The organism is Labrys sp. KB_33_2 (assembly GCF_052114505.1).
GTDB lineage: Bacteria > Pseudomonadota > Alphaproteobacteria > Rhizobiales > Labraceae > Labrys.
Genome location: NZ_JBFREW010000019.1, coordinates 1 through 26,686, shown reverse-complemented (window position 1 = coordinate 26,686; position 26,686 = coordinate 1). Strand labels below are relative to the sequence as shown.

Sequence of the window (26,686 nt, the reverse complement as noted above, 5' to 3'; positions counted from 1 at the left end):
GGGCCCGCCTCAGCGCCAGCGATAATTGAAGCTGACGCTGATTCGCTCCTCGTCCGCCTGGTTGATCGGCACCTCGTGGCGCAGCCAGCTCTCCCACAGCAGCACCGTGCCGGCCTGGGGCGCCTCATAGACGAAGGGCCGCTGTTCCCCGCCAGCCTTGGCCTTGCGCGGGGGTGCCGCCATCATCAGGCCGAGCCGCGGATCCTCCAGCTTGAGCGCGCTGGAGCCCTTCGGCGTGGCCACATAATAGGTGCCCGAGATCACCGAGCGCGGGTGGATATGCGAGGTGTGCACACCGCCCTCCGGCAGCACATTGACCCAGATGTCGTCGAGCTTGAGCTTGTCGCGGCCAAGATCGAATTCGAGCTCCTTGGCAAAGACAGCGACATGGCCATCGAGCGCCTTCACAAGTTGCTTGATCGCCGGAAAGCGCCAGGGCAGGTCGTTCAGGGAAGCGTAGGAGGTATAGCCTGGATAGCCGTGCTTGTGGCACCAGGCCTGACCGGCCTCGTCGTCTTCGGCAAGGGAGCGGCAGGTTGCGTCGATCTCGGCGAGCGGCGCCTGCGCCTCGCCGAGTTCGGCACGGTAGAGCTTGGTAACGAAAAGGGTCTTGATCTCGGCCATGGCGAGGAAGTGGCCGAGCGAAGGCTCGCCTGTCAAGCCGCTTATCATCTGAGCGGGATTTCAGTCGGCCAAAGCCGGGCTCCCAGATGCCCCTCGACAGGCTGGGGGCGTTGCCGGAACATTCCCCTATCGTTCCCAGAAGTGCTTGGCGATCTCTGTCTCGACTTGCCACTTCTTCATGCCGATATCGTCGATCAAATGGGGATTGGCTTTCGCCATTTCCTCCAGGTCCCTGCGAAAATAGATCCGCTTGCGCCAGGCCGCGATCATTCTCGGCAGCATCGCCAGGCTGAAGCGCCGGCGCGGCATGTCACACGGTCCTGACCATGCCGCCTGATGCGGCGCCGAACCAAGGGTGGGAATATCGTTCATGACAACCTCCATAGGGTTCGGGTCTGGGGACCCTCGACCTGAATGAGGTTGAATTCTGCGGGATACGAACGGCGTCGTACTTAAGCTTTCCCAAATAGTTCTCAAAACTTCCAAAAGGGCTATAGATTGCGCCCCATGCAGGGATCGCGCTTTGCCTTTGGTCCGTTCGTGTTCGATTCCGGCGCGGGAACGCTCCTTCGGGACGAGGCTCCCGTTGCCATTGGCTATCGCGGGTTGAAGTTGCTCGCGGCCCTCGTCGAAAACCCCCGCGAGATCCTGCGCAAGGCCGCGTTGATGGATGCGGCCTGGCCGGGCATGGCGGTCGAGGAAGGCAATCTCACCGTCCAGATCGCGCAACTGCGCAAGCTCCTCGGCCCGGCCGCCGATGGTGGCGAATGGATCGTCACGGTTCCTCGCGTCGGCTACCGGTTCACCGGCGCCGTCGAACAGCTTGGTCGAGAGCAGCGAAAGCCCCTGCCTTTGCCCGGCAAGCCATCGATAGCCGTGCTGCCCTTCGTGAATGTCAGCAACGATCCCGAGCAGGAATCCTTCACCGACGGGCTGACCGAGGACCTGATCACCGACCTGTCGGGGATCTCGGGCCTGTTCGTCATCGCCCGCAACTCGGCCTTTGCCTATAAGGGAAAGGCGATGGACGTACGCGGCATCGCGCAGGATTTGGGCGTGCGCTACCTGCTGGAGGGCAGCGCAAGACGCTCTGCCGGACGCGTGCGCATCAACGCGCAGTTAGTCGACGCCGTGAGCGGTGACCATCTGTGGGCCGAGCGCTTCGACCGCGGCCTGGAAGACATCTTTGCCGTTCAGGACGAGGTCACCGGCAAGATCGTGGAAGCTTTGCTCGGCCGGCTGCGCGCGCCGCTGCCACGCAATCCACCCAGAAATCTCGAGGCCTACGATCTGTGCGTGCGGGCGCGCAAATTGATGGATGATTCGCCGCAGACGGCTCAGGAAGCGCATCTGATGCTCATGCGCGCGGTTTCGCTCGATCCTGATTATGCGGAGCCGTACCGCTGGCTTGCCATGAACCATTGGATGGGATGGGTGCATTCGGGCGGGCCAACCGAAGCGTCCCGCGGCATTGCATTGGAGCTGGCACGCAAGGCCGTAGAACTCGGTCCAAACGATGCCGGGTGCCGGTGGGTCCTGGCTTACCTGCTTGCCTATGAGCGCCGCTTCGCCGAGGCGGATGCTCAATTCGCCAAGGCAATCGAACTCGACCCGAACGAGGCCGACATCTGGGCTGTTTTATCCGACATCTCGGTCCTGGCCGGGCGGGTCGAGGAAGGCCTCGAGCATATCCGCAAGGCTTTCAGGCTGAACCCGTTTCCGGCGAGCTGGTACTATCTGACGCTCGGCCAGGCGCAATATGCCGCCGGCGACTACGAAGCTGCGATCGAGACCCTGCGCCGGGACGAGACCTATCGTACAAGTTCGCGCCGTTTCCTCGCGGCAAGCCTTGCCCAACTGGGCCGGCTCGACGAAGCCCGCGCGGAAGTCGAACTGTTTCTCGTCGGCAACCCGCATTTCACAATCCGCCATTGGGCCGAGACGGAGCCCTTCCGTGACGCCACGACACTTGAGCATTTCGTCGACGGCTGCCGAAAGGCCGGTCTTCCGGCATGAAAAATCGCGATTCGTGGAAATCGCAATTTTTCTAGCCCTCGTCCTCGAAGCGGCCCGTGGCTTCACGATCATGCTCATATCGTTTCGTGAGCGGAAACGACGGCAACCACGACTCGCGACGGACGGTCCAGCTTTCATAGGTCGGCATCAACTGGTCAGGAGCATCGAGGCTCCCCAGATGCACTTCGATTTCGTCCCCACTGCGGGCGAAAACAGACGAGCCGCAGCGAGGACAGAAAAACCGCCCCGCATAGTCACGGGTCTCGCCACCGATCATCACCGCCTCCTGAGGGAACACGGCGGCAGCATAGAAAAGCGCCCCATGATGTTTGCGGCAGTCGAGACAGTGACAAAGGCCGACCCGATATGGGCGTCCCGATGCCACGAGTCGGACATTGCCGCACAGGCAACCACCGGTGAATCGGTCCATGCTGTGCCTCCCCCAGAAACCAAGCGATTCAGATGGTTACAACGAACCACATGCCCATAACTATCGTTCCCTGTGAGTGGGTTGTCTTGCGGCCAAATCGCGCCGGGCATCCCGGGGCGAGCTGCCCAAAACATAATCCTGCTGCTCCCGCGCTCGCCGGGGTTCAATCCTGACAGAACCGTCCAGCGGTACATAGATGCCGGCTAAGCAGCATTCTTCCATCGACATTGAGGGGGTTGGACACGTCCCGATCCAGAATCACGCCCTGCAATCAGGGCACGCGCCAATAATGACGGAAATAAAAACTTTCCCTGTCAGCGTTGTTACAAAGTTGTCATGTAGCAATGTGCTGATGAAACAGGCTGTAGAAAGCTACCGTCTTGCGCTTTGGACAAAAAAAGACGGCCGGGACGAACCCGGCCGTAGCTTGGACAAAGTCCAAAAGTCACCATCCAGAGGGGAACGTCAGATGCTCCAGGTCGCCACCGGGAGGATGATGGCCCGAACGTCTGACAAGGCTGAGATTATATTTGCCGGCCCCCTGCTGCAATGCATTCTTTCACATGCCGGCCCTGCGTGCTGCGCATAGATGCAATTGCCACTGAAATGCGCACCCTCTTCGCCTAATCCTTGATCAGGCGGCCGCGCAATACACCCTTGCTGCAAAAACAGGCAAGATGGCCGACGTACCTGGTTTAGCAGCCACGAAACTCACTTAAGTGAGCAACGTTCCGATGTGGCATAGCCGGATTTGACCCCGCTATTCAAAAAGCCGGGCGTGGAACCAAGCATCGGGTCAAGCCCGGCAATGACAAAGATTAGGGCAATCGGATGAACGCCCATGCGGTCATCCCGCGCGCGTTGCGTCATTCATGACGCGGCGCAGTCAGACCAAACAATAGTTTGGTCCGGGGATCGCAAGCCGATAGGAGCGCTTTTTCCGTCATGCGATCCCGGATCTGCACTTCAGCGCTTCGCGCTGCAGCGCGTCCCCGCCACGACTTGCAAAGCAAGTCGGGGCTGAGGATGACAAAACGCCTTCACCCGATTGCCCTGGACAAAGATCGTGCAAACTCGACGATGCTCGAATGAGTGGCTTTGAGCCTAGAAGGCCCAGCGCTGGGCCTTGCTGACCAGGAAATCCCTGAGAACCTGGATACGAGCCAGATTCTTCATCTCCTCGGGATAGACGAAATAGGTCTCGAGCTGCGGCATTTCCGCATCGGTCAGCACCTGGACCAGCGTCGACTCGCGACCGACGAGATAATCGGGCAGCACGGCGAGACCGACCCCCTTCTCCACCGCGGTCTTGACGCCACCCAGATTATTGACCTCGAATACCGGCTCGCGCGGATCCTTGGGATCACGACCCACCGTGTTCAGCCAGTTGATGGCCTGCAGAAAGCTGCCAGCCGTACCGCCGAAGCTGATGATGCGATGACGGTCGATATCCTCAATGCTGCGCGGCTGGCCGAAGCGCTTGATGTATTCAGGCGCGGCATAGGCATGGAAATGCACCGTGAAAAGCCGGCGCTGGATGAGATCCCCCTGCTCGGGCTGGCGCATGCGCAGCGCGACATCGGCTTCACGCATGCCCAGATCGAGTTCCTGCTCGGTCAGCAGAAGCTTGAGACGCATATCGGGATAGAGGTCGAGAAACTCCCCGATGCGCGGCGTCAGCCAATAGGTGCCGAGACCGACCGTGGTGGTCAGGCGCAATTCGCCATTCGGCTTTTCCCGGCTGTCGCTGAGGGCGCCCATCGCTGCTTCCAGCTTGAGCATGACATCCTGGGTGGTGCGGAACAGCATCTCACCCTGTTCGGTCAGGATCAGCCCGCGCGCATGGCGATGGAACAGCGGCGTGCGCAGGTCCCCCTCCAAAGCGGAGACCTGCCGGCTGACCGCCGACTGCGACAATCCGAGCACGTCGCCCGCATGCGTGAAGCTGCCGGCCTCCGCAGCCGCGTGAAAGACCTTGAGCTTATCCCAATCCATGAAGCACCCAGTTCAGCCCCGCTCCAGATTCTGCGCTTCGACCCTTGCTTTGCTTCGGTTCAACGCCGCCCGAATTCAACGTCGTATTTGGTTCAACGTCATATTTGGCGACGCGCGAAGATCTGATTTGCGCAGAGTATATGATGATTGCCTAGAAGTTTGAAACGGGTGGCGAATTTAGGGCGGAAATCGATTTATTCCGCTGCTTCCCTGTGGACTTCCTCGGCAGCAAGCCATTTTTCCGCCTCGAGCGCCGCCATGCAGCCCATGCCGGCCGCGGTGACGGCCTGACGATAGACGTCGTCGGCAACGTCACCCGCAGCATAGACGCCCGGCACGCTGGTCGCCGTCGTACCAACAACGGTTTGGATATAGCCGCCATTCTTGAAGGTAAGTTGTCCTGCAAAGAGCTCGGAGGCGGGCTTGTGGCCGATAGCGATGAAGACGCCGTCCGTATCGTGTTTGGTCACGACGCCGGTTTCGACATTGCGCAGATTGACGTGGGTGACACCCAGGGGGATCTCGTTGCCGCCGATCTCGTCGAGCGCGCTGTTCCAGACCACCTCGATATTGGGATGCTTGAACAGCCGGTCCTGCAGGATCTTCTCGGCACGGAAATGGTCACGCCGATGCACCACCGTCACCTTGGCCGCGATATTGGCGAGGTAGAGCGCCTCTTCCACCGCCGTGTTGCCGCCACCGACCACGATGACGTTGCGGTTGCGGAAGAAGAAACCGTCGCAGGTCGCGCAAGCCGAGACACCGAAGCCGCGGAATTTCTCCTCCGACGGCATTTCCAGCCATTTGGCCTGGGCGCCAGTGGCGATGATCAGGGCATCGGCGAAATAGACGTCACCCGTATCCCCTTCCAGGCGGAAAGGACGCTGCGACAGGTCGACCTTGGAGATATGGTCGGAAACCATGCCCGTGCCCATGTGCTCGGCCTGCTTGCGCATCTCCTCCATCAGCCAGGGGCCCTGGATCACCGAGGAAAAGCCGGGATAGTTCTCGACATCGGTGGTGATGGTGAGCTGGCCGCCGGGCTGGATGCCGGAGATCAGCAGGGGCGACAAATTGGCGCGCGCAGCGTAAATCGCTGCGGTATAACCCGCCGGGCCCGAGCCGAGGATGATGAGCTTGGAGTGACGGGTAGCCATACCGGGTTTCCAATCAGGATGCAGCGCGAAGGCGCGCGAGGATTTCTTGAGCAATCAAAGGGGTTGAATCTAGGGGTTCATAGGGGTGGTTTTCAAGATGCCCATCGAACTTCACCACAGCCCCGTGCGCAATCAGGCCATCGACAAGCCGCATGATCTTGGCCGGAACGCCTTTTGGCAGATAGACATGGATGGTCTTTCCGGTCGCCGCCGCCTCACTGAGCATGTTGGCTGAATCGGCGGTAACCACGAAAGCATCGGCCAACGCCAGCATCTCCGCATAGGGATTGGCACCCTTCCCGTCCCAGATCCAGGCCGGCTTGCCCGTGAGGGCTTGCGCGATCGCCTGCGCCATGGCGGGCGGCGTCCGGCGCGAGGGCGTGACCATCAGCCCCGCCCCGCTTTCGGCCAGACGTGACAGCGCCGAGACGAAGCCGTCGACATCATCGCTGCCAAAGGCCACGTCCTTGGAGGGGCCGCCCGCCAACACGGCGACGCGCGGTTGCGGCAAGGCGAACAGTTCGGCGCGTACATCCGCGCGTGCCGCCGCCAACACGGCCGGTGCCTGCCGATGCGGCGAGGTCAGCGTCGCCAGCACATTGGCACCCCGCAGGCGGTCATGCGCCGGCACCCAGATGATGTCAGCCGCACCGGTTCCCGTGCGCGGATCCTTCAAGAACACGGTGAGCGTCGATGGCGAGCGCCGCTTCAGCCAGGCGAGATAGCGCACGGCACGCCGGCCGGAGGCGATGGCCAGATCCGGCCAGGGAGGCGTCAGTCCCTTGAGATCGAGGGGATCAGGCGGTCCCCAGGGCATGGCAAGAGCGAACAGGCGCCGCGGTGATACCTTGTGTTCCACGATGCTACCGCCGGCCTGCGCCAGCACCGCCTCGGCGACGCCGAGGCACTGCAGAGCATCGCCCGCCTTGCCGTCCGTGAGGGTCCAAATCAGAGCCATGACGGCGCTCTTAGCACGTCCCTGCCGGCGCGCGCCATCACGGCTCAAATCAGAAGCGAATTTCATCTCGAAATCCAGTCGAGACTAATGTCTCACAGCTCCGACAATAAAGCTAAGTCCCTGAGCTTATCGGTGCTTTTTTTTCAATCATATTGAGAACACAATTCACCTTATAACCCCGCACATCCCCAACATTTGAGAGCTTGACTGAATGACGTCTAAAACGACGAACGCTACATTTTTTGCCGCAGCAATTACTCTACTAACGATGACGGGAACTAGCTATGCTGACTCCGTCGGTGTGGCCTCCTACTACGGCAAGGAATTTAGCGGTCGCCGCACGGCCAATGGCGAACGTTTCAATCCGGGCGGCCTGACTGCCGCGCATCGCTCCCTGCCCTTCGGAACCAAGCTGCAGGTGACGAACCTGCGCAACGGCAAGAAGGTCGTGGTGCGCATCACCGACCGGGGTCCCTTCGCCAAGGGCCGTGTCCTCGATCTGTCCCTCGGCGCGGCCCGCGCCGTCGGCATGGTGTCCTCCGGCACCGCCAAGGTGAAGATGGAGCGTCTCGCATCCCGCTAAGCGAGCAATAACGAGAAGACGAGCGAATTGGGGCGGCCTTCGGGCTGCCCTTTTTCTTTTGTCGTTGCTTGTTTTTTACTGTTGCCCGGACTTCAAGCGCCGCAATGAGGCCTGATCATTCCCCACTTTGGTTCAATTTGGAGAAGATCCGGATCAGGTCCTCCAGATCGCCGGCGGAAAGAGCCGCGACCTCGAGCGGGGTGCGATAATATTCCTCCATCAGTGCCTTGCGGGTCGCCTCTCCCTTTTCGGTGAGCCGCACCAGCTTCACCCGGCGGTCACCAGGCGCCGGCGAGCGCTCGGCAAGGCCTGCCCGCTCCAACCGATCAACCAGCCAGGTTGCCGTCGAGGGATCGGAACCCCATTGCCGCGCCAGCGTGCCGATCGGACGCGCCTCTTCCTGGTCCAGCGTGAATAAAACCCGTGAGTCGTTGGGGGTCAGGCCGCGGCTGTGCAGGCTCTCCAGCCGCTGTGGCGAAGAGCGCATCAGAAAATCGAACATCAACCGCCAGGCCGCAGACGCGGATTCAGGGTTGCGATCCGACGGCGTCATGCGGGCATTCTCCAAGGCACCGAAATTCGTTCAATAAAAATATTTGACTATTAAAATATTTTAGTCAATCAAAATAATATCAAAAGGAGACGATAGCCATGGGAACCACACCGGAAATCAGAACGTCGGTGCTCATCGTCGGCGGCGGCCTCACCGGCCTGACCGCGGCCGCGCTGCTGGCCTGTCGGGGCGTACGCTGCCTTGTGGTGGAGCGGCACCCCGGCACCTCGATCCAGTACAAATTCACCGGCATCTCGCCGCGCAGCATGGAAATCTTTCGCAGCATCGGCCTGGAGGCCGAAATTCGCGCCGAGCGGACCGGCGATCAGCAAGGTGGTGGCATTGCACGGGCGAAAAACCTCGCCGACCCCGATATCCATTGGAGCGATCTTGGCTGGCCGGACGCCCATCCGTTCAGCCCCACCCAGCCTGCCACCTGCGACCAGCACGTGCTGGAACCGATCCTGCGCCGCCATACGGAACACCATGGCGCAGACATCCGCTTCAACAGCCAACTCGAAGGTTTCGACGAGGACGCCCGAGGGGTGCGCGCCCGCATCCGCAACCTCGCCAGCGGGGAAGAGGAGGTCGTGTACGCCGACTATGCGATAGCGGCCGACGGCGCCAATGGCGGCATGCGCGAGCGGCTCGGCATCGGCTGCAGCGGCCCCGGCTCGCTGCAGCATTGGATCAGCATCATCTTCGATACCGACCTGCCGCCGATCCTGCAGGACCGGCGCTTCACTTCCTGTTTCATCACCGATCTCAACGGCGCTGTCACGCCGCGGGCCGGCGGGCGCTGGCTGCTGGCGTTGCAATATTATCCGCAGAAGGGCGAGCGCGTGGAGGACTTCGATGCGGCCCGCTGCCGCGACCTCGCGATCCGCGCCGCCGGCCGCTCCGACATCAAGGCAGAGCCGATCGACATCAGGGCATGGGACGTTGCCGCGTCCATTGCTGATCGCTTTCGCCAGGGCCGAACCTTCCTCATCGGAGACGCCGCCCATCTGATGCCGCCGACCGGCGCCTTCGGCGGCAATACCGGCATTCACGACGCCCACAACCTTGCCTGGAAGCTGGCCATGGTGCTGAAGGGCGAGGCGGGGCCGAGCCTACTCGACAGCTATGACGTCGAGCGCCGCCCTGTCGCGCAGGCGACGCTGGCCCAGGCCCTCGCGCGCCTGCAAAGCTGGTTCAAGGATCCCACCAAGCGCCTGCCACCGGCGGCACCGCTCGTGCCGGATTATGACGTCGTATTCGGCCAGCGCTTCGACGCCGGTGCCTTTCTGCCCGCAGGTCCTGCATCGGATGGTCCCTTCGAGGCGCATACGATGCTGGCGGGGCGGCCCGGCACCCGCGCCCCGCATCTTTGGCTCGAATGCGACGGGCGGCGCCTGTCCAGCCTCGATCTCTTCGGCGGCGATTTCGTGCTGCTGGCCAGCAAGGCTGTCTGGCGCCAGGCCGTGGAGGAGGCTCGCCAGCAGTTCTCCATGCCGCTCGCTTGTGAGATCATCGGCCCGGATAGTGATATCGTCGACATCGACGGCCGCTGGCCTACCGCCTATGGCCTCGATCCCGATGGAGCGGTGCTGGTGCGGCCGGACGGCTTCGTCGCCTGGCGTTCGCCTCAGGGGAAAACCGAACCCGCCGAAGCCCTGTCCGCCGCTGTGCGCCTCCTCGGTCTGGGAGCGGTCGGAAACGCGGTGCCAGTGCCGTGATGGCGCGGATCGCAACCCTGCTCGCCCTCGACATCGCACTTTTTGCCGGCGCTTCCATGGTACACGGCGGCCTCCTGCCCATTGGAGGGCTCGATTCGAGGGCCGCCACTGCGGAGGGGATCATCGCCGTGGTGCTGGCGTTGGGTCTCGTCACCGCCTTGGCTCGCCCGTCCCTCGTCCGCCTCACCGCCCTCGCAGCTCAAGGCCTTGCGCTTCTCGGTACGCTGGTCGGCACCGTGATGATCGCCATCGGCATCGGACCGCAGACGAGCGGCGACAAGATGTTCCATGCCGCGCTGGTGGTGGTCCTGGTGTCCGGCCTGTGGCTCGCGGCCGGAATTCGGCAGCGCTGAAGGGACCTGTACCATTGAGCAGCGGTCGTAGGCGGCGATAGCCCCTGAGACAGTCGGAGCCCGGATTCAGGTCGCAGCAGGCACGCTTTCCGTCGCTTCCCGCCCCTGCGCCGGGTACCCACAAGCGTAGCCTCCTCTTAGCCCGGCGGGCGAACCAAGGGGGCAGCACCATGGACAAGCGCGTTCTGATCACGGCGGGAGGCAGCGGCATCGGCCGGACCATGGCCGAGACGTTTCATAAGGCGGGCGCGCATGTCTGGGCCGTCGACGCAGACGCCCTGGCCTCCTGCCCGCCAGCCTGGGAACGCGAACAGCTCGATGTCTTGTGCGCCAATGCCGGCATCGCCGGCCCCACGGCTCCAATCGAGGATATCGAGGTCGCGGATTGGCGGCATTGCCTGATGGTCAATCTCGAGGGCGCCTTCCTGTTCGCCAAGCATGATCATTGCCGTAGACGGGCATACGGAAAATCCGGACCCGAAAGTGCGATCGTGCCAAACCAGGAAGCGCGGCTCACAATCGTGGCGGAAGGCAGATGCAGAAACCATCGCGGAATAGGAGAAGCCTGCGCCGGCCGAAAGCTGGGAGGAAAGGGTATTGATCAACAGACCGACCAACAAATTACTGTATGACGCCATCAAGGACCGAGGCACCGCCTATCTCATGGTCTTTCGGGAACTCAACGCCCGCTACGGCGAAGACGAAGCCAAAGATGTGATGCGCAGCGCCAGCCGTGCCCACGGCCTTCGGATCGGCAAGTCGCTCGCGGGCTGCGCCCCGAGGGACTTCGAATGCATGGCGAGAGGCTTTGCAAGATCGCCCGATGATGGATCCGTGTTTTGCCCGGACATCCGGCGGCTCGACAGCAGATGCCTCGAAGTGAAGATGATGGCGTGCCCCATCAAGGATGCATGGATTGAGGCCGGATGCAGTGAGGAGGAAATCGTTACCTTGCTTTACTGCGCCTCGGCGTTCGACGAGGCGACCCTGGAAGCAGCGGGCTTCGACTATGAGATCGAGCTTTGGTCCCCGGGAAAGGAGGGCTGCTGCCTGACCCGGATTACGGAGAAGAGCGAGCAGTGAGCTACTATCGCAGCGTCGTCATGCCCTCCGCCCAATAAAAAAGCCCGCCCCCTGAGGAGGCAGGCCTGATTATATCTTGATGCCGGAAGATCAGACCAACGTGTTGCAGAAGCGCTGGATGCGGCGGCCGGCCTCTTCCAGCGCCTCGGTCGAGGTCGCGTAGGAGATGCGGAAATTCGGGCCGAGGCCGAAAGCCGAGCCATGCACTACGGCAACCCCTTCGGCCTGCAGCAGTTCCGACACGAAGTCCTCATCCGTCTCGATCACCTTGCCGCTGGGCGCCTTCTTGCCAATGGTGCCGGCACAGGAGGGGTAGACGTAGAAGGCGCCTTCCGGCGTTGGGCACTGGATACCCTTGGCCTGGTTGAGCATGCCCACGATCAGATCGCGGCGGCCCTCGAAGATCTTGCGGCGCTCGGGGATGAAGTCCTGCGTGCCGTTGAGCGCTTCCACCGCCGCCCATTGCGCGATGGTGCAGGCGCCCGAAGTCTGCTGGCCCTGGATCATGTCCATCGCCTTGATCAGCGCCTCGGGGCCGGCGGCATAGCCGATGCGCCAACCGGTCATCGAATAGGCCTTGGAGACGCCGTTGATGGTGAGGGTGCGGTCATAGAGCTTGGGCTCGACCTGGGCCGGCGTGTAATAGGCGAAGTCGCCATAGACGAGATGCTCATACATGTCGTCGGTCATCACCCAGACATGGGGATGGCGCAGCAGCACGTCGGTCAACGCCTTCAATTCGTCACGGCTATAGGCGGCGCCTGACGGATTGGAGGGCGAGTTGAAGATGAACCATTTCGTCTTCGGCGTGATCGCCTTTTCCAGCGCCTCGGGCGACAGCTTGAAATTGGTGGCCAGCGTGGTTTCGGCGAAGACCGGCGTACCGCCGCACAGGGCCACCATCTCCGGATAGGAGACCCAATAGGGCGTGGGAATGACGACCTCGTCGCCTGTGTTCAGCGTGGCCATCAGGCCGTTGAACAGGATCTGCTTGCCGCCGGTGCCGACGATGGTCTGCGATGGCTTGTAGTCGAGGCCGTTCTCACGCTTGAATTTGGCGGCGATAGCTTCGCGCAACTGCGGAATGCCGGAGACGGGCGGATATTTCGTTTCCCCACGCATCATGGCGTCGACCGCGGCCTTCTTGATGTTGTCGGGCGTGTCCATGTCGGGCTCGCCGGCGCCAAGGCCGATGATGTCGCGTCCCGCCGCTTTCAGTTCGCGCGCTTTCTGGCTCACCGCGATGGTCGCGGAAGGCTTGATGCGCGAGAGGGCGTCGGCGAGAAAAGCCATGGCTGGAAACTCCTGTAAGCCGTGGATGAAGCGGGTGTAGGGAACGCGAGGCGGCCTCACGGGCGGCCCCCTGCCCGCCCCGAAGGGCGCGCTTCTGCTTAGGCGCGGGCCAGCCTCCGTTCAAGCGCAAAGATTACGTCCAATGCACAACTTGCCGGAGAGGCTGCGCGGGTTCATTCCTAAACCATCCTGGGATTTGACGGTGACGGCGAGAACCGCAAAGGCGTGTCAAACCAAAGAGCTATGGAGCAGGCGCGTTCAGCCATGAACGCGCCCGGCTCCGGGCAACATCGACACAACAAAGCCGTGAAACTTCCTCACCGCCGCCCGAGAACGCGCAAAAGCCTGCCGTGATCGGCAGCGATGCTTTGACTGTAGCCGATGCGCTTCATGGCCACTCGAGTTCTTGGCGGCGTGATGCGTGGTTGGAAGTAACCGAGTTGAGTGCCGCGTGCGTTTTCGCACTTCGTTCCGCCGGACGAAGTTTTAGACGACAGGACGTTAGATGTTTTCCAGTCGAGCGTTTCGAGGAGATCACGATGGCCGTCAATCAGGCAACCGCACATATGCTCAAGGCCGACACCCGCGCCATGCGCGTTTCGGCGGCTGAAGCAGAACGTCAACTGACCTTGGCGCTCTGGCTCGTCGGACTTCTCGCGACTGCAACAGTAGTAACAGCGACCATTGGGTTCTTCGCCTAGTCCCCCCGCAAGCGAATTGAACTGGTCGCCTAACGCGCCGGATGGTCCCCCCGCCATCCGGCGCATTTTTATTTTGGTACAGCCATTCACGCAATTCTTGGCACTTTTCGCTGACCTCATGCCAAGGCTATTTCAGAAGCCAGTCGCTCTGAAACGAGGTTAGCCATGTCCCGAACCGCTTCGCACCCAACCGTTTTGCCTCGAACCATTTTCCTGGCCGGTGCCACCGGTGCCGTCGGGGCGCCGCTCACGCGCCTGCTCCTTCGTGCCGGTCACCGGGTCGTCGGCACGACGCGCACGCCTGCCAAAGCCGATATTTTGCGGAAACTCGGCGCCGAACCGGTCGTGGTCGACGTCTTCGACCGCGACGCCCTGATCGCCGCCGTGACAGCCGCCAGACCCGAAATCGTCATCCACCAGCTCACCGATCTCCCCCCGGCCCTCGATCCGGCCCGCATGGCGGAATTCGTGCCGCGCAATGCCCGCATTCGCCGCGAAGGCAGCGCCAATCTGGTTGCTGCCGCTCTCGCGGCCGGAGCCCGGCGGATCATCGCCCAGAGCATTGCCTGGGTCTATGCACCCGGCCCGCTGCCGCACATCGAAACCGATCCCCTCAATCACGGGGCCGAGGGCCCGGGCGCGGTCAGCGTGCATGGGGTGATCGCCCTGGAGGATGCCGTGCTCCAGGCGCCGATCGAAGGCGTGGTTCTGCGCTACGGTTATCTCTATGGGCCCGGCACCGGCAGCGACATCCCCAGCCGGGYGATGTCCGTGCATGTCGATGCTGCGGCGCAGGCGGCGCTGCTCGCGATCGATCGTGGCCGGCCCGGCGCCTATAATGTCGCAGAAGCAAGCGCTGAACTGTCGACCGTCAAGGCTTCCGACGAGCTTGGCTGGCGAGCCGATTTCCGCCTTCCGGGATGACGGTCGTCTGTTCATGAGGGAGCGCCGCCCGATATGCGGAGTGTGAGCCTCCCGGCTGACATCTTACTGGCCGACAAGCCCTCGTTCCAAGATGTCAGCCGGGAGGCCGACACTCCCAATCTCGCTCAAATGAAAAACAGAGAATGGTCCGCCAGGCGGCATAGGCACCGCCGCCTTCGGCAGCGCATGTCACTTTTCCCTTGCCACGACCTCCAATCGGCGCGACGCTTTGGTCAGCCGCCCAAAAGAGCGGCGGCCAGAACAGGAGGGACGCGACAATGACGCAGAACACTCCAAACGGCAGACGATCCAGCGGGCCGCGCTGTATCGCCCTGGTCGGCCCGTTCCAAAGCGGCAAGACGACCCTTCTGGAAGCCATCCTCGCACGCATGGGCGCCCTGCAGCGCCAGGGCACCGTGGCGGCCGGCTCCACCATCGGTGATGCCAGCGCCGAGGCGCGCGCCCACACCATGAGCGTCGAGGCCAATATCGCCTCTGTGGACTTCATGGGCGAGACCTATACCTTCATCGACTGCCCCGGCTCGATCGAGTTCCTGGCCGAGATGCGGCCCGTGCTGCCGGCGATCGACGCGGCGGTTGTGGTCTGCGAGGCCGATGAGAAGAAGGTCCCGGCCCTCCAATTGATCCTGCGCGAACTCGAAGACCAGAAGATCCCGCGCTTTCTCTTCCTCAACAAGATCGACAATTCGCATCAGAGCGTGCGCGACGCCCTGCCTTTGCTGCAGCCGGCTTCCCGTCTGCCGCTGCTGCTGCGCCAGATCCCGATCTGGAAGAACGGCGTTGCAGTCGGCTATGTCGACCTCGCGCTCGAACGGGCCTTCATCTACCAGGAACACGCGGCCTCCCAGGTGGTGGAGATCCCGCCCGACGAACGCGACGAAAGCAAGGATGCGCGCTATTCCATGCTGGAGCGACTGTCTGATCATGACGATGCCCTGATGGAGCAGCTTCTCGAAGAGGTCGAGCCCCCCCGCGATCGGGTCTTCGACGATCTCGCCCACGAGTTGCGCGACGGCCTGGCGGTGCCGGTTCTGATGGGCTCGGCGGTCAATGGCAACGGCATGCTGCGGCTGATGAAGGCGCTGCGCCATGAGGCGCCCTGCATTCATGAGACCGCCGCACGGCTCGGCATAACGCCGGGATCGGAGCCTCTCGGCTATGTCATGAAAACCTTCCATACCGCCCATGCCGGCAAGCTCTCGTTGACGCGCGTGCTCAGCGGCGCCTTCCAGGAAGGCATGACGGTGACGACATCCTCCGGCGAGACCGGCCGTATCGCCGGCTGTGCCCGGCTGCTGGGCCAGACCACCCAGAAGACGACGCAGGCGCAGATCGGGGATACCGTGGCGCTCGGCAAGGTCGATGCCGCCCATACCGGCGACATGCTGGCTGTCGGCAAGGCCGTGCCCCGGCCGCCCGAGATCGAGGCCCCCCAACCGGTGATGTCGCTCGCCGTCCGGGCTCGCGACCGCAAGGACGACGTCAAGCTCTCGGCCGCCCTGCAACGCCTCACCGACGAGGACCAGGCGCTCGCCATGGAGCAGAATGCCGAACTCGGCGACACCATACTGCGCGGTCAGGGCGAGATGCATCTGCGCGTGGCGGTGGAGAAGCTCGCCTCGAAATTCGGCGTCGCCGTCGACTCGAACCAGCCGCAGATCGGCTATCGCGAGACCATTCGCAAATCGGTGACGGGCGTGCGCGGACGCCACAAGAAGCAATCGGGCGGGCATGGCCAGTTCGGCGACGTGGTGCTCGACGTGATGCCGCTGCCGCGAGGCGAAGGTTTTGCCTTCATCGACAAGATCACCGGCGGCGTGGTGCCACGCAATTACATCCCTTCGGTCGAGGAAGGCGTGAAGCACTATCTCAAGCGCGGCCCGCTCGGCTTCCTGGTCGTCGATGTCGGCGTGGCCCTCACCGACGGCTCCTACCACACGGTGGATTCCTCTGACATGGCCTTCCAGACCGCGGCGCGCATCGGCATGAGCGAGGCGATGCCGCAATGCAGCCCCGTGCTGCTGGAACCGGTGCTGGCGGTGGAGATCTCGGTGCCCTCGGATGCCACGGCCAAGGCCAACGCCATCGTCTCCTCCCGGCGCGGCCAGATCCTCGGCTTCGATGCCCGCGACGGCTGGGAAGGCTGGGACGTGGTACAGGCGCTGATCCCGGAAGCCGAGATCACCGACCTGATCATCGAACTGCGTTCGGCAACCGCGGGCGTCGGCACTTTCCGATCCAGATTCGACCATCTGGCCGAGCTCTCGGGGCGGCAGGCCGACACCATCGTCGCTTCGCGGCAGGCGGCGCAATAGACCTCCGGCACCCCCGGCGCCCAGCCGGCGGTGCCGGCAAGGTTTACCCCCGCCTCCATTGGCGCTAAAGAGCGGCGATGCCGACCATCGAAATTGCCGCCTTCTATCATTTCGCCCGTCTGCCGGGGTTCGCCGATCTGCGCGAGCCGCTGGCCAAGCTCGCCTGCTCGCTCGGCATCAAGGGCATCATCCTGCTGGCGCATGAGGGCATCAACGGCACGGTGGCCGGCACGCCCGAGGCGATGGCGGCCTTCCATCCGCGCCTGCGCGCGATCACCGGCCTGCCCGCCATCGAGCACAAGACCTCCTTCGCCGAGGACATGCCCTTCCTGCGCATGAAGGTGCGGCTTAAGGAGGAGATCGTCACCATCGGTGACAAGAGCGTCGACCCGCTGGAGCGTGTCGGCACCTATGTCGAGCCCGGGGACTGGAACGCCCTGATTTCCGATCCCGAGGTACTGGTCATCGACACGCGCAACGATTTCGAGGTGCGTATCGGCAGCTTCAAGGGCGCCATCGATCCCCGGACGGAGAGCTTCGGCGACTTCCCTGCTTTTGTCAGGGACAATCTCGACCCCGCCAGGCACAAGAAAGTGGCGATGTTCTGCACCGGCGGCATACGCTGCGAGAAGGCGACCAGCCTGATGCTGCGCGAGGGCTTCGAGGAGGTCTATCATCTCAAGGGCGGCGTGCTGCGCTATCTGGAGGAGATCCCGCCTGCGCAGAGCCTGTGGGAGGGCGCCTGCTTCGTCTTCGACAAGCGCGTCGCCGTCGGCCATGGCCTCAGGCAAGAAGATTTCACCCTCTGCCATGGCTGCCTGTCGCCCCTCTCGGCAGCGAACCGGCAATCGCCCGACTACGAGGAAGGGGTGAGCTGCCCCTATTGCGCCGCAACCCTCACCGAGACACAGAAAGCCTCCTCGCGCGAACGCCATCGCCAGGAGACGCTCGCCCGCCGGCGCGGCCACGCCCATCTCGGCCCGCGCCTCGCCACCGCGGTTGAAGAAGGCTGAAAAACCCCGCCATTCCAAGGGCATGAATGGCTGTCGTGAAGAGGTTCGGGATGGAGAAAACCATGTCTGACAAAGCCCTGGTCCTGTTCTCGGCCGGCCAGGATTCCACCACCTGCCTGGCCTGGGCGCTCGAGCGTTTCGACAGCGTGGAGACGGTCGGCTTCGACTATGGCCAGCGCCATAGCATCGAGCTGGCGATGCGCCCGGTGGTTCTTGCCGCCTTTCGCGAAGCCTTCCCCGCCTGGGCCGCGCGGCTGGGCGAAGACCATCTGGTCGACCTCGGCATACTCGGCCGCATCAGCGAAACCTCCCTGACGCGCGACGTCGAGATCGCCATGCAGGAGAACGGCCTGCCCAACAGCTTCGTGCCCGGGCGCAATCTGCTCTTCCTGACCTTCGCCGCCACCCTCGCCTATCGGCGCGGCGCCCGCCATCTCGTCACGGGCGTGTGCGAGACCGATTTCTCCGGCTATCCGGACTGCCGCGACGACACCATGAAGGCCATGCAGTTGGCGCTCAATCTCGGCATGGAAAGCCGTTTCATCATCCACACGCCCCTGATGTGGATCGACAAGGCGCAGACCTGGGCGCTGGCGCGGGAGCTCGGCGGCGACCGGCTGGTGGACCTCGTCCGCGAACAGACCCACACCTGCTACAATGGCGATCGCAGCCATCGGCACGATTGGGGCTATGGCTGCGGCACTTGCCCGGCCTGCGAACTGCGGTCCAGCGGCTACCGCCGCTTCATGGCCGAGAGCGGTTCCTGAGACAAATGCCAGGCAGGCGGCATAGCTGCTAAAGCGTTTTGTGATTTGATGGAATCGTCAAGAATCGCAAAGACGCGTCGAAACAAGGAGTTAGAGCAAACAAGCGTTCGGTCTCGAACGCGCTTTGCTCTAGGACAAGGGCTGGGCGAGATGATTGGATGCCGATAAGGCCAACATAAGCGCCCCTCGCCCCGTTCTCAGCTCCGCGAACAATTTGCGAGCTCACGCTGCCCCTCATCCTTACCTTCTCCCCGCAAGCGGGGCGAAGGGATGACTGGCGTCGCGTTCTTTGCCTCAGCCCAGCGTCATCGACGGGCATGACGACGGCCGGCAGGAGACAGGCGATGGCAGCCAGGCAAGACGGCGTGCGATCACGGCTGTGCCCCGATCTCGATGGTGGAGAACAGGTCCTTCTCGATATCGCCGCCCTCGCTGCGCGGCTTGACGCCGGCGGCCGGGCGGTAATGGCCATTGTCGTAGATCAGCTCAAACCGCGCCGCCTTGCCGGGCTGCTTGTCGAAACTGCATTCGCCACCGACCTTCTTGGAGGTTTCATGGGTGACGCTCTGCTCGACCGTGAGGTCGCGATAGCCCAGCTCGACCTTGGGACCGAGCTTGACGGTGCGCGTCACCAAGGTCGACTCGCCCTCGCAATCGCCATTGTTCTCGCCATTGCTGCGCTCGACGATCAGCCCGTCCAGCACGCGCTCGATGCGTCCCTTGTCGAAGGTGTACATCCAGAGCGCCTGCTCGTTATAGGGATTGACGCGCGAACTGCCTGATTGCGAGGTGCGCAGGCCGAAGGCACGCAGCCCGTCGCCGACATCGTAGCGGGCCGTGTCGAGGCTCATCGAGCCGAACTGGATGGCGTCCGAGAACGCCATGCCCTTCTCCTGCCGCCGCGCCACGGGATTGCCGGTGGCGACATCAGCGATGATGATCTCGACATCGCCCTTGTTCTCGCCCTCGACCGGCGGCTTGGCCTCGATCAGCGGCACCGCCGCCAGCATCAGTTCGGGGCGGTAGGGCCAGGCCTTGCAGACCACGTCGTCCGGGTTGATCGAACGATCATAGCCACCGCCCTTCACCAGCAGGCCGTTGTCGCCTTGCTGCGCGTCGGGATAGGCCTGCTTGAGCAGGGCATCGGTGATGTCGCATTCGGCCAGGGCCTGGGTGGGCAGCATCAGGGCCAGGGCAGCGGCACCGAGGGCGAGCTGAAGCTTCATGTCGGGTGATTCCAATTCCGGAGGGACGATCCGACATCTAGCACGAGCCGGAGCCGGGACAATCTAGAGCAGCGGCAATCTCTTGCACCGTTTGACCGGCGACCTCAGTTTCGGCGGATACAGGACGTTCGCTCCCTGCGATTGCCTGCCCGGCACCGCATCGATAGGCTCGGTCCATGCCTCTCGACACAGATTCCCAGCGGGCCTTGCTGAGCCGCCGTCTCGACACGCTCTATGCCACCGATGGCCGCGGGCGCCTGCTGCACAGCAATGAGTGGGACTCCCACCCGGCGCCCCGCTTCCATCTGATGCGCACGCCGGCCGGGCCGCTGTTTCGCTGCCGCGTCGACATGCCGGACGGCCTGGTCGCTCGCCTCGGCGAGCTCTGTCGCGACGAGGCGCTGGGCGAGGTGCCGAGGGAGCGTCCGGCCCGGGAGGAAGCCTATCTCGACCTGCTCGGCCACCAGGCTCCGGTGACGCAGATCTGGGCCGGGCCGGTCTACCGAGCGGATGCCGTCCCGCCGCCGCAACGGCAACCCATCGCCATCGATGAGGGCAATACGGACTTGCTGCGGCCGCTCTTCCCCGACTGGCTGCCGGACGTACCGCACAGGCGGCCCTTCCTGGCTGTGGTCGAGGGCGATCGCGCCGTGGCGATCTGCGCCAGCGTGCGCATCTCCGATGCCGTGCATTGCGCCGGGGTCGAGACCCACTCCGACCACCGCCGCCATGGCCATGCCGTCGCGGTCGTCGCCGGCTGGGCGCAGGCCGTGCGGGCGCTGGGGGCCGTGCCCTTCTACAGCACGTCCTGGGACAACCTGGCCTCGCGCGCCGTCGCCGCCAGCCTTGGCCTGCCTTTGGTCGCCACAGACTTTCATGTCAGCTGAGGCGGCAACTGACCACTGCCGGAAAGACGAGAGCACGGGTACCCTTCAAGAATAGCTGCTCTGTCATCCCCGGCGAGGCCGTAGGCCGAGGGAAGGGGATCCAGGGGTCGATAGGCGTGGATCCATGGCCCCTGGATCCCAGTCACAAGCGAAGCTTGTGACGATACCCTAGCTCTCTCGCTGCGCTCGCGAGGCGCTCGGCCGGGGATGACGAGGGGCCTACTTCTGAACTCCCCTACTGCCCCTCGCCCAGGGCCGAGGCCCAGTCCTTCTTGACCTGGCCGATGCGCGCCACATAGGCGCGCTCGATGCAGGAGGCGTCGGTGCAGACATCGCGCACCGTCTCGCGCCAGTGGGTCTGGTCCTTGCCGAAGGGGTCGCTGACCGCGCCGGTCTCGCCGTCGACCCCGCGCGTCTCGCCCTCGATGGCCTGGTAGAGCCTGTTCATCTCGTCATCGAGGCGGGACAGTTTCGGATGGGCGCAGATCAGCTTCTCGACCGCGCTATGCGCCTTGCGGCAGTCGAAACCGGCGGCCTGGGCCGGGCCTTGCCAGGCGAGGGTTGCGACGGCCAGGGCCGCTGTCATGATAAAACTTGCAGGACGGATCATCCGAAACTCCGAAGGCAACGAAGAACCCGTCGCTAGCACAACAGGGCCGGCCTTGTCGTGCCGCAGGAAACTTCGCCACCCTGCTGACAGGACGTTGTCAGCAAGTTTCCGACGACGGCCCTTCCCCCGGCGCGTGACTCACCCCATTATCAGGGCATGTCCGATACACCCAAAGCCCCCTCCTCGAGCAAGACCCCTGCTCCGAAGAAACTCCGCACGCCGAAATCCAAGGCGTCGCGGCCGGCCCTGCCCTCGCTCGACGAGCATCTGAAGGCCCTGCTCAATCCCGGCCTGCTCAAGGAGGCCAAAAGTAGCCTGCGCGACGACGAGAAGCCGGGCTTCGGCGAGGGGCCGCAGAGCGGCTTCGACGCCGGTGCCGTCACCGGTCTCGACCCGGAGCTCGCCGCCAAATTGGGCGTGCCCTCGGCCGGCGGGGGCGCCGAGATGGAGGGCCGTGCGGTCAAGCGCAAGGCACCTGACAAGAAGACCCGCGCCAAGGACGACGGCCAGCTCGATCCCGACGGGCTCGATAAGCTCGGCGGTTCGGCCGGCACCATCAAGGCCCTCTCCGAACTGCTGGAGACCGGCGACCCGCGCATGATCGGCAAGCCGATATGGACGCCGCATCGCCCCTCGCGCCCCGACAAGAGCGAGGGTGGCATCCGCCTGGAACTCGTCTCGGAATATCAGCCGGCCGGCGACCAGCCTACCGCTATCGCCGACCTGGTCGAGGGCCTGCAGAGCCATGAGCGCGACCAGGTGCTGCTCGGGGTCACCGGCTCGGGCAAGACCTTCACCATGGCGCAGGTGATCTCCCGCACCCAGCGCCCCGCTTTGATCCTGGCGCCCAACAAGACGCTGGCGGCCCAGCTCTATGGCGAGTTCAAGTCGTTCTTCCCCAACAACGCGGTGGAATACTTCGTCTCCTATTACGACTATTACCAGCCCGAGGCCTATGTGCCGCGCACGGACACCTATATCGAGAAGGAGTCCTCGATCAACGAGCAGATCGACCGCATGCGCCACTCGGCCACGCGCTCCCTGCTCGAGCGCGACGACGTCATCATCGTCGCCTCGGTCTCCTGCATCTACGGTATCGGCTCGGTCGAGACCTACACCGCCATGACCTTCGGCATGAGCGTGGGCGAGCGCGTCGAGCAGAAGCAGCTGATCGCCGACCTCGTCGCCCTGCAATACAAGCGCATCAGCGCCGATTTCGGCCGCGGCACCTTCCGGGTGCGCGGCGACGTCATCGAGCTGTTCCCGGCCCATTACGAGGACCGCGCCTGGCGCATCAATTTGTTCGGCGACGAGATCGAGAGCATCGCCGAATTCGATCCGCTCACCGGCCAGAAGATCCAGGACCTGCAATTCGTCAAGGTCTACGCCAATTCGCACTACGTTACGCCACGCCCGACGCTGAACCAGGCGATCAAGGGCATCAAGGACGAACTCAAGGTCCGGCTGCAGCAGCTCTATACCGGCGGCCGCCTGCTCGAGGCGCAGCGCCTCGACCAGCGCACCACCTTCGACCTGGAGATGATGGAGGCCACCGGCTCCTGCGCCGGCATCGAGAACTATTCGCGCTGGTTGACGGGACGCCTGCCCGGCGAGCCGCCGCCGACTTTGTTCGAATATCTGCCCGACAACGCCCTCGTCTTCACCGATGAGAGCCACGTCACCGTGCCGCAGATCGGTGCCATGTACAAAGGCGACTTCCGGCGCAAGGCGACCCTGGCCGAATATGGCTTCCGCCTGCCCTCCTGCCTCGACAACCGGCCGCTGCGTTTCGAGGAATGGGACGCCATGCGCCCGCAGACCGTGCATGTCTCCGCCACGCCGGGCAAATGGGAGCTGGAGCACACCGGCGGCGTCTTCGCCGAGCAGGTGATCCGCCCTACTGGACTGATCGATCCGGAATGCGAGATCCGCCCTGCCCGCACCCAGGTCGACGATCTCCTCGGCGAGGTGCAGCAGGTGGCGAAACAGGGCTACCGCACCCTCGTCACCGTGCTGACCAAGCGCATGGCCGAGGACCTCACCGAATATATGCACGACCACGGCATCCGCGTGCGCTACATGCATTCGGACATCGACACCATCGAGCGCATCGAAATTATCCGCGACCTCCGCCTCGGCGCCTTCGACGTGCTGATCGGCATCAACCTGCTGCGCGAGGGCCTGGACATTCCCGAATGCGCCCTGGTCGCCATTCTCGACGCCGACAAGGAAGGTTTCTTGCGCTCGGAGACCTCGCTGGTGCAGACCATCGGCCGCGCCGCCCGCAATGTCGACGGCCGCGTGTTGCTCTATGCCGACAACATGACCGGCTCGCTGGAGCGCGCCATCGCCGAGACCAACCGCCGCCGCGAGAAGCAGGTGGCCTGGAACACTGCCAACGGCATCACGCCCGAGAGCGTCAAGCGCGGCATCGCCGACATCACCAACTCGGTCTATGAGCGCGACCGCGTCACCGTCGACAAGGGCCTGGCCGACAAGGTCTCCACCATCGGCCACAATTTCGAGGCCGTGACCGCCGACCTCGAAAAGCGCATGCGCGACGCCGCCGCCGACCTGCGCTTCGAAGAAGCCGCGCGCCTGCGCGACGAACTCAAGCGCCTGCGCGAGACCGAAATGGCCGTGGCCGACGACGGCTCGGCCCGCCAGGTCAATGTGCGCCAGAAGGCCGGCGCCTATAAGGGCCCGAAGGCCTATGGCGACGCCGCCAACCTGCCGAAGACGCGGGCCACCAAGCCGGGTCTGGACAGCATGGGCCCGGGTACGGATCGCGAAGTGCCGTTGGGGGCTGAGGCGAGGCGAAAGGGTGGCGGGAAGCCTGGACGTGGGTGGAAGAGGTAGACCTTATTCTAGTAATTGCAGTCCTTTGTTCCCAACTTAAGTCTGTTTCGGGTGTTCGCTGTAGAATAACACGGCAGATCTATGTTCAAATGTCAGCGAATCATCTATTTGAATACTAGGCCCGGTTCGCTTCCTGCGCTACGGCCTTCGTCGCCTCGTTTCTCCGACTTCGAATGCTTGCGCCCAGCGCCAGGCTGAGGAGGCGGACTACGGTTCCGTTCTGTCATCCTCGGATGCAGGTTACTCGGAACTACCCATGAAAGGAGGACAGATGTTGCTCGAAAAGCGTATCCAGGCTCGAGCTAACAGCTTAAATGACGGAGGCCGGACGGTGGGGGACGCTTTCCGCGTCGAGATTACCGTTCGTTCACGATTTGTTCCGCGCCTGCGGGGCGGTTTTCAGATGGTGATCGCGGGGCTTCTTGCCATCGGCCTGATGGTTGGAGTATCGGTTGAGTTAAAGTTGCCAACTGGTCGCCTCGTTTCTCCGACTTCGAATGCTTGCGCCCAGCGCCAGGCTGAGGAGGCGGACTACGGTTCCGTTCTGTCATCCTCGGATGCAGGTTACTCGGAACCCACCAGCCGTGCCCCCAGGGAGCTTTGCTCTGGTACTTGGGGGAGAATGGTGTGAGACGATTGCCAAAGACTTTATCTCACGAAGCTTTTCGAGAAGTCTGGCGGCGCAGCAGGGACGCAAAAGGTAAATCAAGCACCGGAAAAACTCGTGCTGGCTCGGCAGGTGTCGACAATGTCACGCCGGCGGCGTTCGGTTCGAATCTTGACCTTCAAATAGCACATATCCGCGCGGAGCTGCGGAGTGGAAGCTTCAGCTTTAGTAAGCTTCGACTCGCGCCCGTGCCAAAAAATTCTGGCGGCTTTCGAATTATATCTGTGCCGACAGTACGTGATCGTTTGCTTCAGAGAGTTTTGTTGGCACATCTCGAAAATGATGTGCGCTTCCGAAGAGCCGCTTTTTCCAGCGTGAGTTATGGCTTTACTAAGGGCAGAACTTTAGCCGATGCACAACGTGAGGCTCGGGCCCAACGCGAAGCAAAACCTTGGGTGCTTCAAGCCGACATAATTAAGTTCTTTGATAACATTCCCCGCAATCAGGTTAAAAAAATTATATCATCCCGGGTGCGTTCCAAAGTAATTGCTCAGTTATTGTGCAATGCTGTCGATTGCGAATTAGATGACGGGGGGGGAGATGGAGCAAAAATCGCGAGAGAGAACGGCATAATAAAGGGCAGAGGGCTTCGGCAAGGTATGCCTGTATCCCCCCTAATATCCAATCTGCTTTTACGTGATTTTGATAGAACGTTGGTGAAGCATAAAATTTCCATTCTAAGATATGCTGATGATTTAGCCCTATTTGCAGCCAGCCGCAGCGAATGCGAAGGCGCGCTCGCGTTTATTCAAAATCAATTGACGAAAGTTAGACTTAACATTCCTGAGCTGTCAGAAACCAGTAAGACAGCAATTCGGGCTCCATCCGATGCTGTAACGTTCTTAGGTAGCGAAATAAGAAGATTTGGAGATAAATACGAGCTTCGAGCGCCTGATAAGAAGCTTGAATCCATTGTAGAAAAGATAATGAGCCTGGCATCATTTCGAAATTGCCTTGAGGAGAAGCGGAATATTGGCCACCTATCTCAAGTCCTTGATCGTTTTATTATAGGCCATAGAGCTTCTATGGCAATTTTGGACGATCCAGAGTCCTTTATCAATCGACTTGAAGCAGCGAAAAAGAAGGCCGTTAAACAGCTATTGCAAGAGATAATTGGAGCGAAGGCCCTTGCCAATCTAGATGCAGACAAACTAGCAGTTTTGGGAGTGGACCAGTTCCCCAGCAATAGACACGGGTTACGGTGACAGTGCATTTAATTTCAATTGGATTTGGCATCGCCAATAAAATGCACTGTCCCCGTGATCAAGCTCGACCAGAGAAGTAAGTTCTACCTCGCGTGCTTGTTGCGACTACTAACCTATCCGCAGAATCTTTGATTAATGATAGATCTGCGCGCAGGTGCTCTCTGCGGTGGGGCCGTTGGTATTGGCGGATCCCAATTGGCTGGCATAGCCCTGATAGTCGCGGATCGATCGAAGACACTGCGCATGTCCCTCGGCAAGTTGGCATTGCCTCATTTCAGCGGTGCCGCCCCTTACACCCTTAGCCACACAAACGGGCTTTGCCCGCTGTAGCCCCTGCTGTCTGGCTTCGCCATTGAGGCAACGCATATACACCGCGGCCTCCACCTTTGCTTTAGCTCGGTCGTTAATGATCAGGGTTGCGAAGTCTGGAACTTTGCATTTCGAGCGAAAGTCCTGGCGGATAGAAGCCCCTACGCTGGCTTGACGCGGTTGAACAGTACAAGCAGCAAGCAACAGCGTCACGATCGTGACGAAACGAGAAATTTTCCGCATTTTCCCCTCGGAATTACGGTGACAGTGCTGGAGTGCACCCCTGAAGTGAGACACTCAAATTTGAGTGACAGGGTTTTGTGGATGGATTTTTACGAGATCGGATGAGCGGGTCAAGGTTTGCTCGAACTCATCGGGAGGCCTGTAGCCGATGGAGGAATGCAGCCTCTTTCGATTGT

General features: G+C 62.4%; 25 protein-coding genes. 14 read left to right on the top strand and 11 right to left on the bottom strand.

The features are described from left to right. Positions 1 to 9: 9 nt before the first annotated feature. Positions 10 to 660, bottom strand: a complete 651-nt coding sequence (locus tag AB4037_RS28190; protein ID WP_434955600.1) for a TIGR02466 family protein — start codon at positions 658 to 660, stop codon at positions 10 to 12. A 90-nt stretch (positions 661 to 750) separates the two neighbouring features. Continuing rightward, entirely contained in the window at positions 751 to 996 is a 246-nt protein-coding gene (locus tag AB4037_RS28185; protein WP_434955599.1) for a DUF1127 domain-containing protein, read from the bottom strand. Between the two features lie 135 nt (positions 997 to 1,131). On the opposite strand from AB4037_RS28185, the gene AB4037_RS28180 reads away from it, so the two are divergent. Continuing rightward, a complete protein-coding gene (locus AB4037_RS28180; protein WP_441773744.1) occupies positions 1,132 to 2,640 on the top strand; it encodes a winged helix-turn-helix domain-containing tetratricopeptide repeat protein in 1,509 nt (502 codons plus the stop codon). A 31-nt stretch (positions 2,641 to 2,671) separates the two neighbouring features. On the opposite strand, the gene AB4037_RS28175 is transcribed toward AB4037_RS28180, so the two are convergent. The 4 genes from AB4037_RS28175 to AB4037_RS28160 all read right to left on the bottom strand — a co-directional run bounded on the left by AB4037_RS28175 (position 2,672) and on the right by AB4037_RS28160 (position 7,180). Then, a complete protein-coding gene (locus tag AB4037_RS28175) occupies positions 2,672 to 3,070 on the bottom strand; it encodes a GFA family protein (RefSeq protein WP_441773743.1) in 399 nt (132 codons plus the stop codon). A 1,104-nt stretch (positions 3,071 to 4,174) separates the two neighbouring features. Beyond that, entirely contained in the window at positions 4,175 to 5,065 is an 891-nt protein-coding gene (locus AB4037_RS28170; RefSeq protein WP_434955596.1) for a LysR family transcriptional regulator, read from the bottom strand. A 194-nt stretch (positions 5,066 to 5,259) separates the two neighbouring features. Then, on the bottom strand, positions 5,260 to 6,222 hold the full coding sequence (gene trxB, locus AB4037_RS28165; protein WP_434955595.1) for a thioredoxin-disulfide reductase: 963 nt from the start codon (positions 6,220 to 6,222) through the stop codon (positions 5,260 to 5,262). Positions 6,223 to 6,235: 13 nt separating this feature from the next. After that, positions 6,236 to 7,180 carry a mitochondrial fission ELM1 family protein gene (locus tag AB4037_RS28160; protein ID WP_441773742.1) on the bottom strand — a complete coding sequence of 315 codons (945 nt, stop codon included), beginning with the start codon at positions 7,178 to 7,180 and terminating at the stop codon, positions 6,236 to 6,238. A gap of 211 nt (positions 7,181 to 7,391) precedes the next feature. On the opposite strand from AB4037_RS28160, the gene AB4037_RS28155 reads away from it, so the two are divergent. Further along, positions 7,392 to 7,763 carry a septal ring lytic transglycosylase RlpA family protein gene (locus AB4037_RS28155; protein ID WP_434955593.1) on the top strand — a complete coding sequence of 124 codons (372 nt, stop codon included), beginning with the start codon at positions 7,392 to 7,394 and terminating at the stop codon, positions 7,761 to 7,763. A gap of 115 nt (positions 7,764 to 7,878) precedes the next feature. Here the strand turns inward: AB4037_RS28155 and AB4037_RS28150 are convergent, their stop codons facing one another. Then, positions 7,879 to 8,316, bottom strand: coding sequence for a MarR family winged helix-turn-helix transcriptional regulator (locus tag AB4037_RS28150; RefSeq protein ID WP_434955592.1), 438 nt, complete (start codon positions 8,314 to 8,316; stop codon positions 7,879 to 7,881). A gap of 98 nt (positions 8,317 to 8,414) precedes the next feature. Between AB4037_RS28150 and AB4037_RS28145 the strand changes: the two genes are divergently transcribed. From AB4037_RS28145 to AB4037_RS28130, 4 genes are all read left to right on the top strand, one after another. Continuing rightward, positions 8,415 to 10,034, top strand: coding sequence for an FAD-dependent monooxygenase (locus tag AB4037_RS28145; RefSeq protein WP_441773741.1), 1,620 nt, complete (start codon positions 8,415 to 8,417; stop codon positions 10,032 to 10,034). Beyond that, positions 10,034 to 10,387, top strand: a complete 354-nt coding sequence (locus AB4037_RS28140) for a hypothetical protein (protein ID WP_434959605.1) — start codon at positions 10,034 to 10,036, stop codon at positions 10,385 to 10,387. The genes AB4037_RS28145 and AB4037_RS28140 overlap by 1 nt, the downstream gene beginning before the upstream one ends. 170 nt (positions 10,388 to 10,557) lie before the next feature. Next, positions 10,558 to 11,019 (top strand): SDR family NAD(P)-dependent oxidoreductase, encoded by a 462-nt coding sequence (locus tag AB4037_RS28135; protein ID WP_441773740.1) that lies wholly within the window; start codon positions 10,558 to 10,560, stop codon positions 11,017 to 11,019. Then, positions 10,985 to 11,470, top strand: a complete 486-nt coding sequence (locus tag AB4037_RS28130) for an L-2-amino-thiazoline-4-carboxylic acid hydrolase (protein ID WP_441773739.1) — start codon at positions 10,985 to 10,987, stop codon at positions 11,468 to 11,470. The genes AB4037_RS28135 and AB4037_RS28130 overlap by 35 nt, the downstream gene beginning before the upstream one ends. 90 nt (positions 11,471 to 11,560) lie before the next feature. Here AB4037_RS28130 and AB4037_RS28125 read toward each other — a convergent pair whose 3' ends face one another. Further along, the gene (locus AB4037_RS28125; RefSeq protein ID WP_441773738.1) at positions 11,561 to 12,763 is read right to left on the bottom strand and encodes a pyridoxal phosphate-dependent aminotransferase; all 1,203 of its coding nucleotides are present in this window, start codon (positions 12,761 to 12,763) and stop codon (positions 11,561 to 11,563) included. A gap of 539 nt (positions 12,764 to 13,302) precedes the next feature. On the opposite strand from AB4037_RS28125, the gene AB4037_RS28120 reads away from it, so the two are divergent. The 5 genes from AB4037_RS28120 to queC all read left to right on the top strand — a co-directional run bounded on the left by AB4037_RS28120 (position 13,303) and on the right by queC (position 18,504). Beyond that, positions 13,303 to 13,464: a hypothetical protein gene (locus tag AB4037_RS28120; RefSeq protein WP_187829720.1), complete on the top strand. Its 162-nt coding sequence runs from the start codon at positions 13,303 to 13,305 to the stop codon at positions 13,462 to 13,464. 165 nt (positions 13,465 to 13,629) lie between these two features. Next, on the top strand, positions 13,630 to 14,388 hold the full coding sequence (locus AB4037_RS28115) for an NAD-dependent epimerase/dehydratase family protein (protein ID WP_441773737.1): 759 nt from the start codon (positions 13,630 to 13,632) through the stop codon (positions 14,386 to 14,388). 278 nt (positions 14,389 to 14,666) lie between these two features. Beyond that, positions 14,667 to 16,724: an elongation factor G gene (locus tag AB4037_RS28110; RefSeq protein WP_441773736.1), complete on the top strand. Its 2,058-nt coding sequence runs from the start codon at positions 14,667 to 14,669 to the stop codon at positions 16,722 to 16,724. A gap of 77 nt (positions 16,725 to 16,801) precedes the next feature. Beyond that, positions 16,802 to 17,737 (top strand): oxygen-dependent tRNA uridine(34) hydroxylase TrhO, encoded by a 936-nt coding sequence (trhO, locus tag AB4037_RS28105; protein ID WP_441773735.1) that lies wholly within the window; start codon positions 16,802 to 16,804, stop codon positions 17,735 to 17,737. Between the two features lie 62 nt (positions 17,738 to 17,799). Continuing rightward, complete coding sequence (queC, locus tag AB4037_RS28100; protein WP_441773734.1) at positions 17,800 to 18,504, top strand: 7-cyano-7-deazaguanine synthase QueC; 705 nt, start codon at positions 17,800 to 17,802, stop codon at positions 18,502 to 18,504. Positions 18,505 to 18,875: 371 nt separating this feature from the next. On the opposite strand, the gene AB4037_RS28095 is transcribed toward queC, so the two are convergent. After that, complete coding sequence (locus AB4037_RS28095) at positions 18,876 to 19,730, bottom strand: hypothetical protein (RefSeq protein ID WP_441773733.1); 855 nt, start codon at positions 19,728 to 19,730, stop codon at positions 18,876 to 18,878. A 176-nt stretch (positions 19,731 to 19,906) separates the two neighbouring features. Here AB4037_RS28095 and AB4037_RS28090 point away from each other — a divergent pair, with 176 nt between their 5' ends. After that, on the top strand, positions 19,907 to 20,617 hold the full coding sequence (locus tag AB4037_RS28090; protein ID WP_441773732.1) for a GNAT family N-acetyltransferase: 711 nt from the start codon (positions 19,907 to 19,909) through the stop codon (positions 20,615 to 20,617). Positions 20,618 to 20,852: 235 nt separating this feature from the next. On the opposite strand, the gene AB4037_RS28085 is transcribed toward AB4037_RS28090, so the two are convergent. Then, a complete protein-coding gene (locus AB4037_RS28085) occupies positions 20,853 to 21,227 on the bottom strand; it encodes a lysozyme inhibitor LprI family protein (RefSeq protein WP_441773731.1) in 375 nt (124 codons plus the stop codon). A gap of 156 nt (positions 21,228 to 21,383) precedes the next feature. Here AB4037_RS28085 and uvrB point away from each other — a divergent pair, with 156 nt between their 5' ends. After that, complete coding sequence (gene uvrB, locus AB4037_RS28080) at positions 21,384 to 24,086, top strand: excinuclease ABC subunit UvrB (protein WP_441773730.1); 2,703 nt, start codon at positions 21,384 to 21,386, stop codon at positions 24,084 to 24,086. A 627-nt stretch (positions 24,087 to 24,713) separates the two neighbouring features. Beyond that, the gene (locus tag AB4037_RS28075) at positions 24,714 to 25,958 is read left to right on the top strand and encodes a reverse transcriptase domain-containing protein (RefSeq protein ID WP_441773729.1); all 1,245 of its coding nucleotides are present in this window, start codon (positions 24,714 to 24,716) and stop codon (positions 25,956 to 25,958) included. Positions 25,959 to 26,090: 132 nt separating this feature from the next. Here AB4037_RS28075 and AB4037_RS28070 read toward each other — a convergent pair whose 3' ends face one another. Then, positions 26,091 to 26,510, bottom strand: coding sequence for a hypothetical protein (locus AB4037_RS28070; RefSeq protein ID WP_441773728.1), 420 nt, complete (start codon positions 26,508 to 26,510; stop codon positions 26,091 to 26,093). Positions 26,511 to 26,686 lie beyond the last annotated feature (176 nt).

Excerpts from the sequence above, each read along its gene's own strand:
- AB4037_RS28185 (WP_434955599.1), bottom strand. The coding sequence starts at position 996 with ATGAACGATATTCCCACCCTTGGTTCGGCGCCGCATCAGGCGGCATGG.
- AB4037_RS28180 (WP_441773744.1), top strand. The coding sequence starts at position 1,132 with ATGCAGGGATCGCGCTTTGCCTTTGGTCCGTTCGTGTTCGATTCCGGC.
- AB4037_RS28175 (WP_441773743.1), bottom strand. The coding sequence starts at position 3,070 with ATGGACCGATTCACCGGTGGTTGCCTGTGCGGCAATGTCCGACTCGTG.
- AB4037_RS28170 (WP_434955596.1), bottom strand. The coding sequence starts at position 5,065 with ATGGATTGGGATAAGCTCAAGGTCTTTCACGCGGCTGCGGAGGCCGGC.
- trxB (WP_434955595.1), bottom strand. The coding sequence starts at position 6,222 with ATGGCTACCCGTCACTCCAAGCTCATCATCCTCGGCTCGGGCCCGGCG.
- AB4037_RS28160 (WP_441773742.1), bottom strand. The coding sequence starts at position 7,180 with ATGGCTCTGATTTGGACCCTCACGGACGGCAAGGCGGGCGATGCTCTG.
- AB4037_RS28155 (WP_434955593.1), top strand. The coding sequence starts at position 7,392 with ATGACGTCTAAAACGACGAACGCTACATTTTTTGCCGCAGCAATTACT.
- AB4037_RS28150 (WP_434955592.1), bottom strand. The coding sequence starts at position 8,316 with ATGACGCCGTCGGATCGCAACCCTGAATCCGCGTCTGCGGCCTGGCGG.
- AB4037_RS28145 (WP_441773741.1), top strand. The coding sequence starts at position 8,415 with ATGGGAACCACACCGGAAATCAGAACGTCGGTGCTCATCGTCGGCGGC.
- AB4037_RS28140 (WP_434959605.1), top strand. The coding sequence starts at position 10,034 with ATGGCGCGGATCGCAACCCTGCTCGCCCTCGACATCGCACTTTTTGCC.
- AB4037_RS28135 (WP_441773740.1), top strand. The coding sequence starts at position 10,558 with ATGGACAAGCGCGTTCTGATCACGGCGGGAGGCAGCGGCATCGGCCGG.
- AB4037_RS28125 (WP_441773738.1), bottom strand. The coding sequence starts at position 12,763 with ATGGCTTTTCTCGCCGACGCCCTCTCGCGCATCAAGCCTTCCGCGACC.
- AB4037_RS28120 (WP_187829720.1), top strand. The coding sequence starts at position 13,303 with ATGGCCGTCAATCAGGCAACCGCACATATGCTCAAGGCCGACACCCGC.
- AB4037_RS28110 (WP_441773736.1), top strand. The coding sequence starts at position 14,667 with ATGACGCAGAACACTCCAAACGGCAGACGATCCAGCGGGCCGCGCTGT.
- trhO (WP_441773735.1), top strand. The coding sequence starts at position 16,802 with ATGCCGACCATCGAAATTGCCGCCTTCTATCATTTCGCCCGTCTGCCG.
- queC (WP_441773734.1), top strand. The coding sequence starts at position 17,800 with ATGTCTGACAAAGCCCTGGTCCTGTTCTCGGCCGGCCAGGATTCCACC.
- AB4037_RS28095 (WP_441773733.1), bottom strand. The coding sequence starts at position 19,730 with ATGAAGCTTCAGCTCGCCCTCGGTGCCGCTGCCCTGGCCCTGATGCTG.
- AB4037_RS28090 (WP_441773732.1), top strand. The coding sequence starts at position 19,907 with ATGCCTCTCGACACAGATTCCCAGCGGGCCTTGCTGAGCCGCCGTCTC.
- AB4037_RS28085 (WP_441773731.1), bottom strand. The coding sequence starts at position 21,227 with ATGATCCGTCCTGCAAGTTTTATCATGACAGCGGCCCTGGCCGTCGCA.
- uvrB (WP_441773730.1), top strand. The coding sequence starts at position 21,384 with ATGTCCGATACACCCAAAGCCCCCTCCTCGAGCAAGACCCCTGCTCCG.
- AB4037_RS28070 (WP_441773728.1), bottom strand. The coding sequence starts at position 26,510 with ATGCGGAAAATTTCTCGTTTCGTCACGATCGTGACGCTGTTGCTTGCT.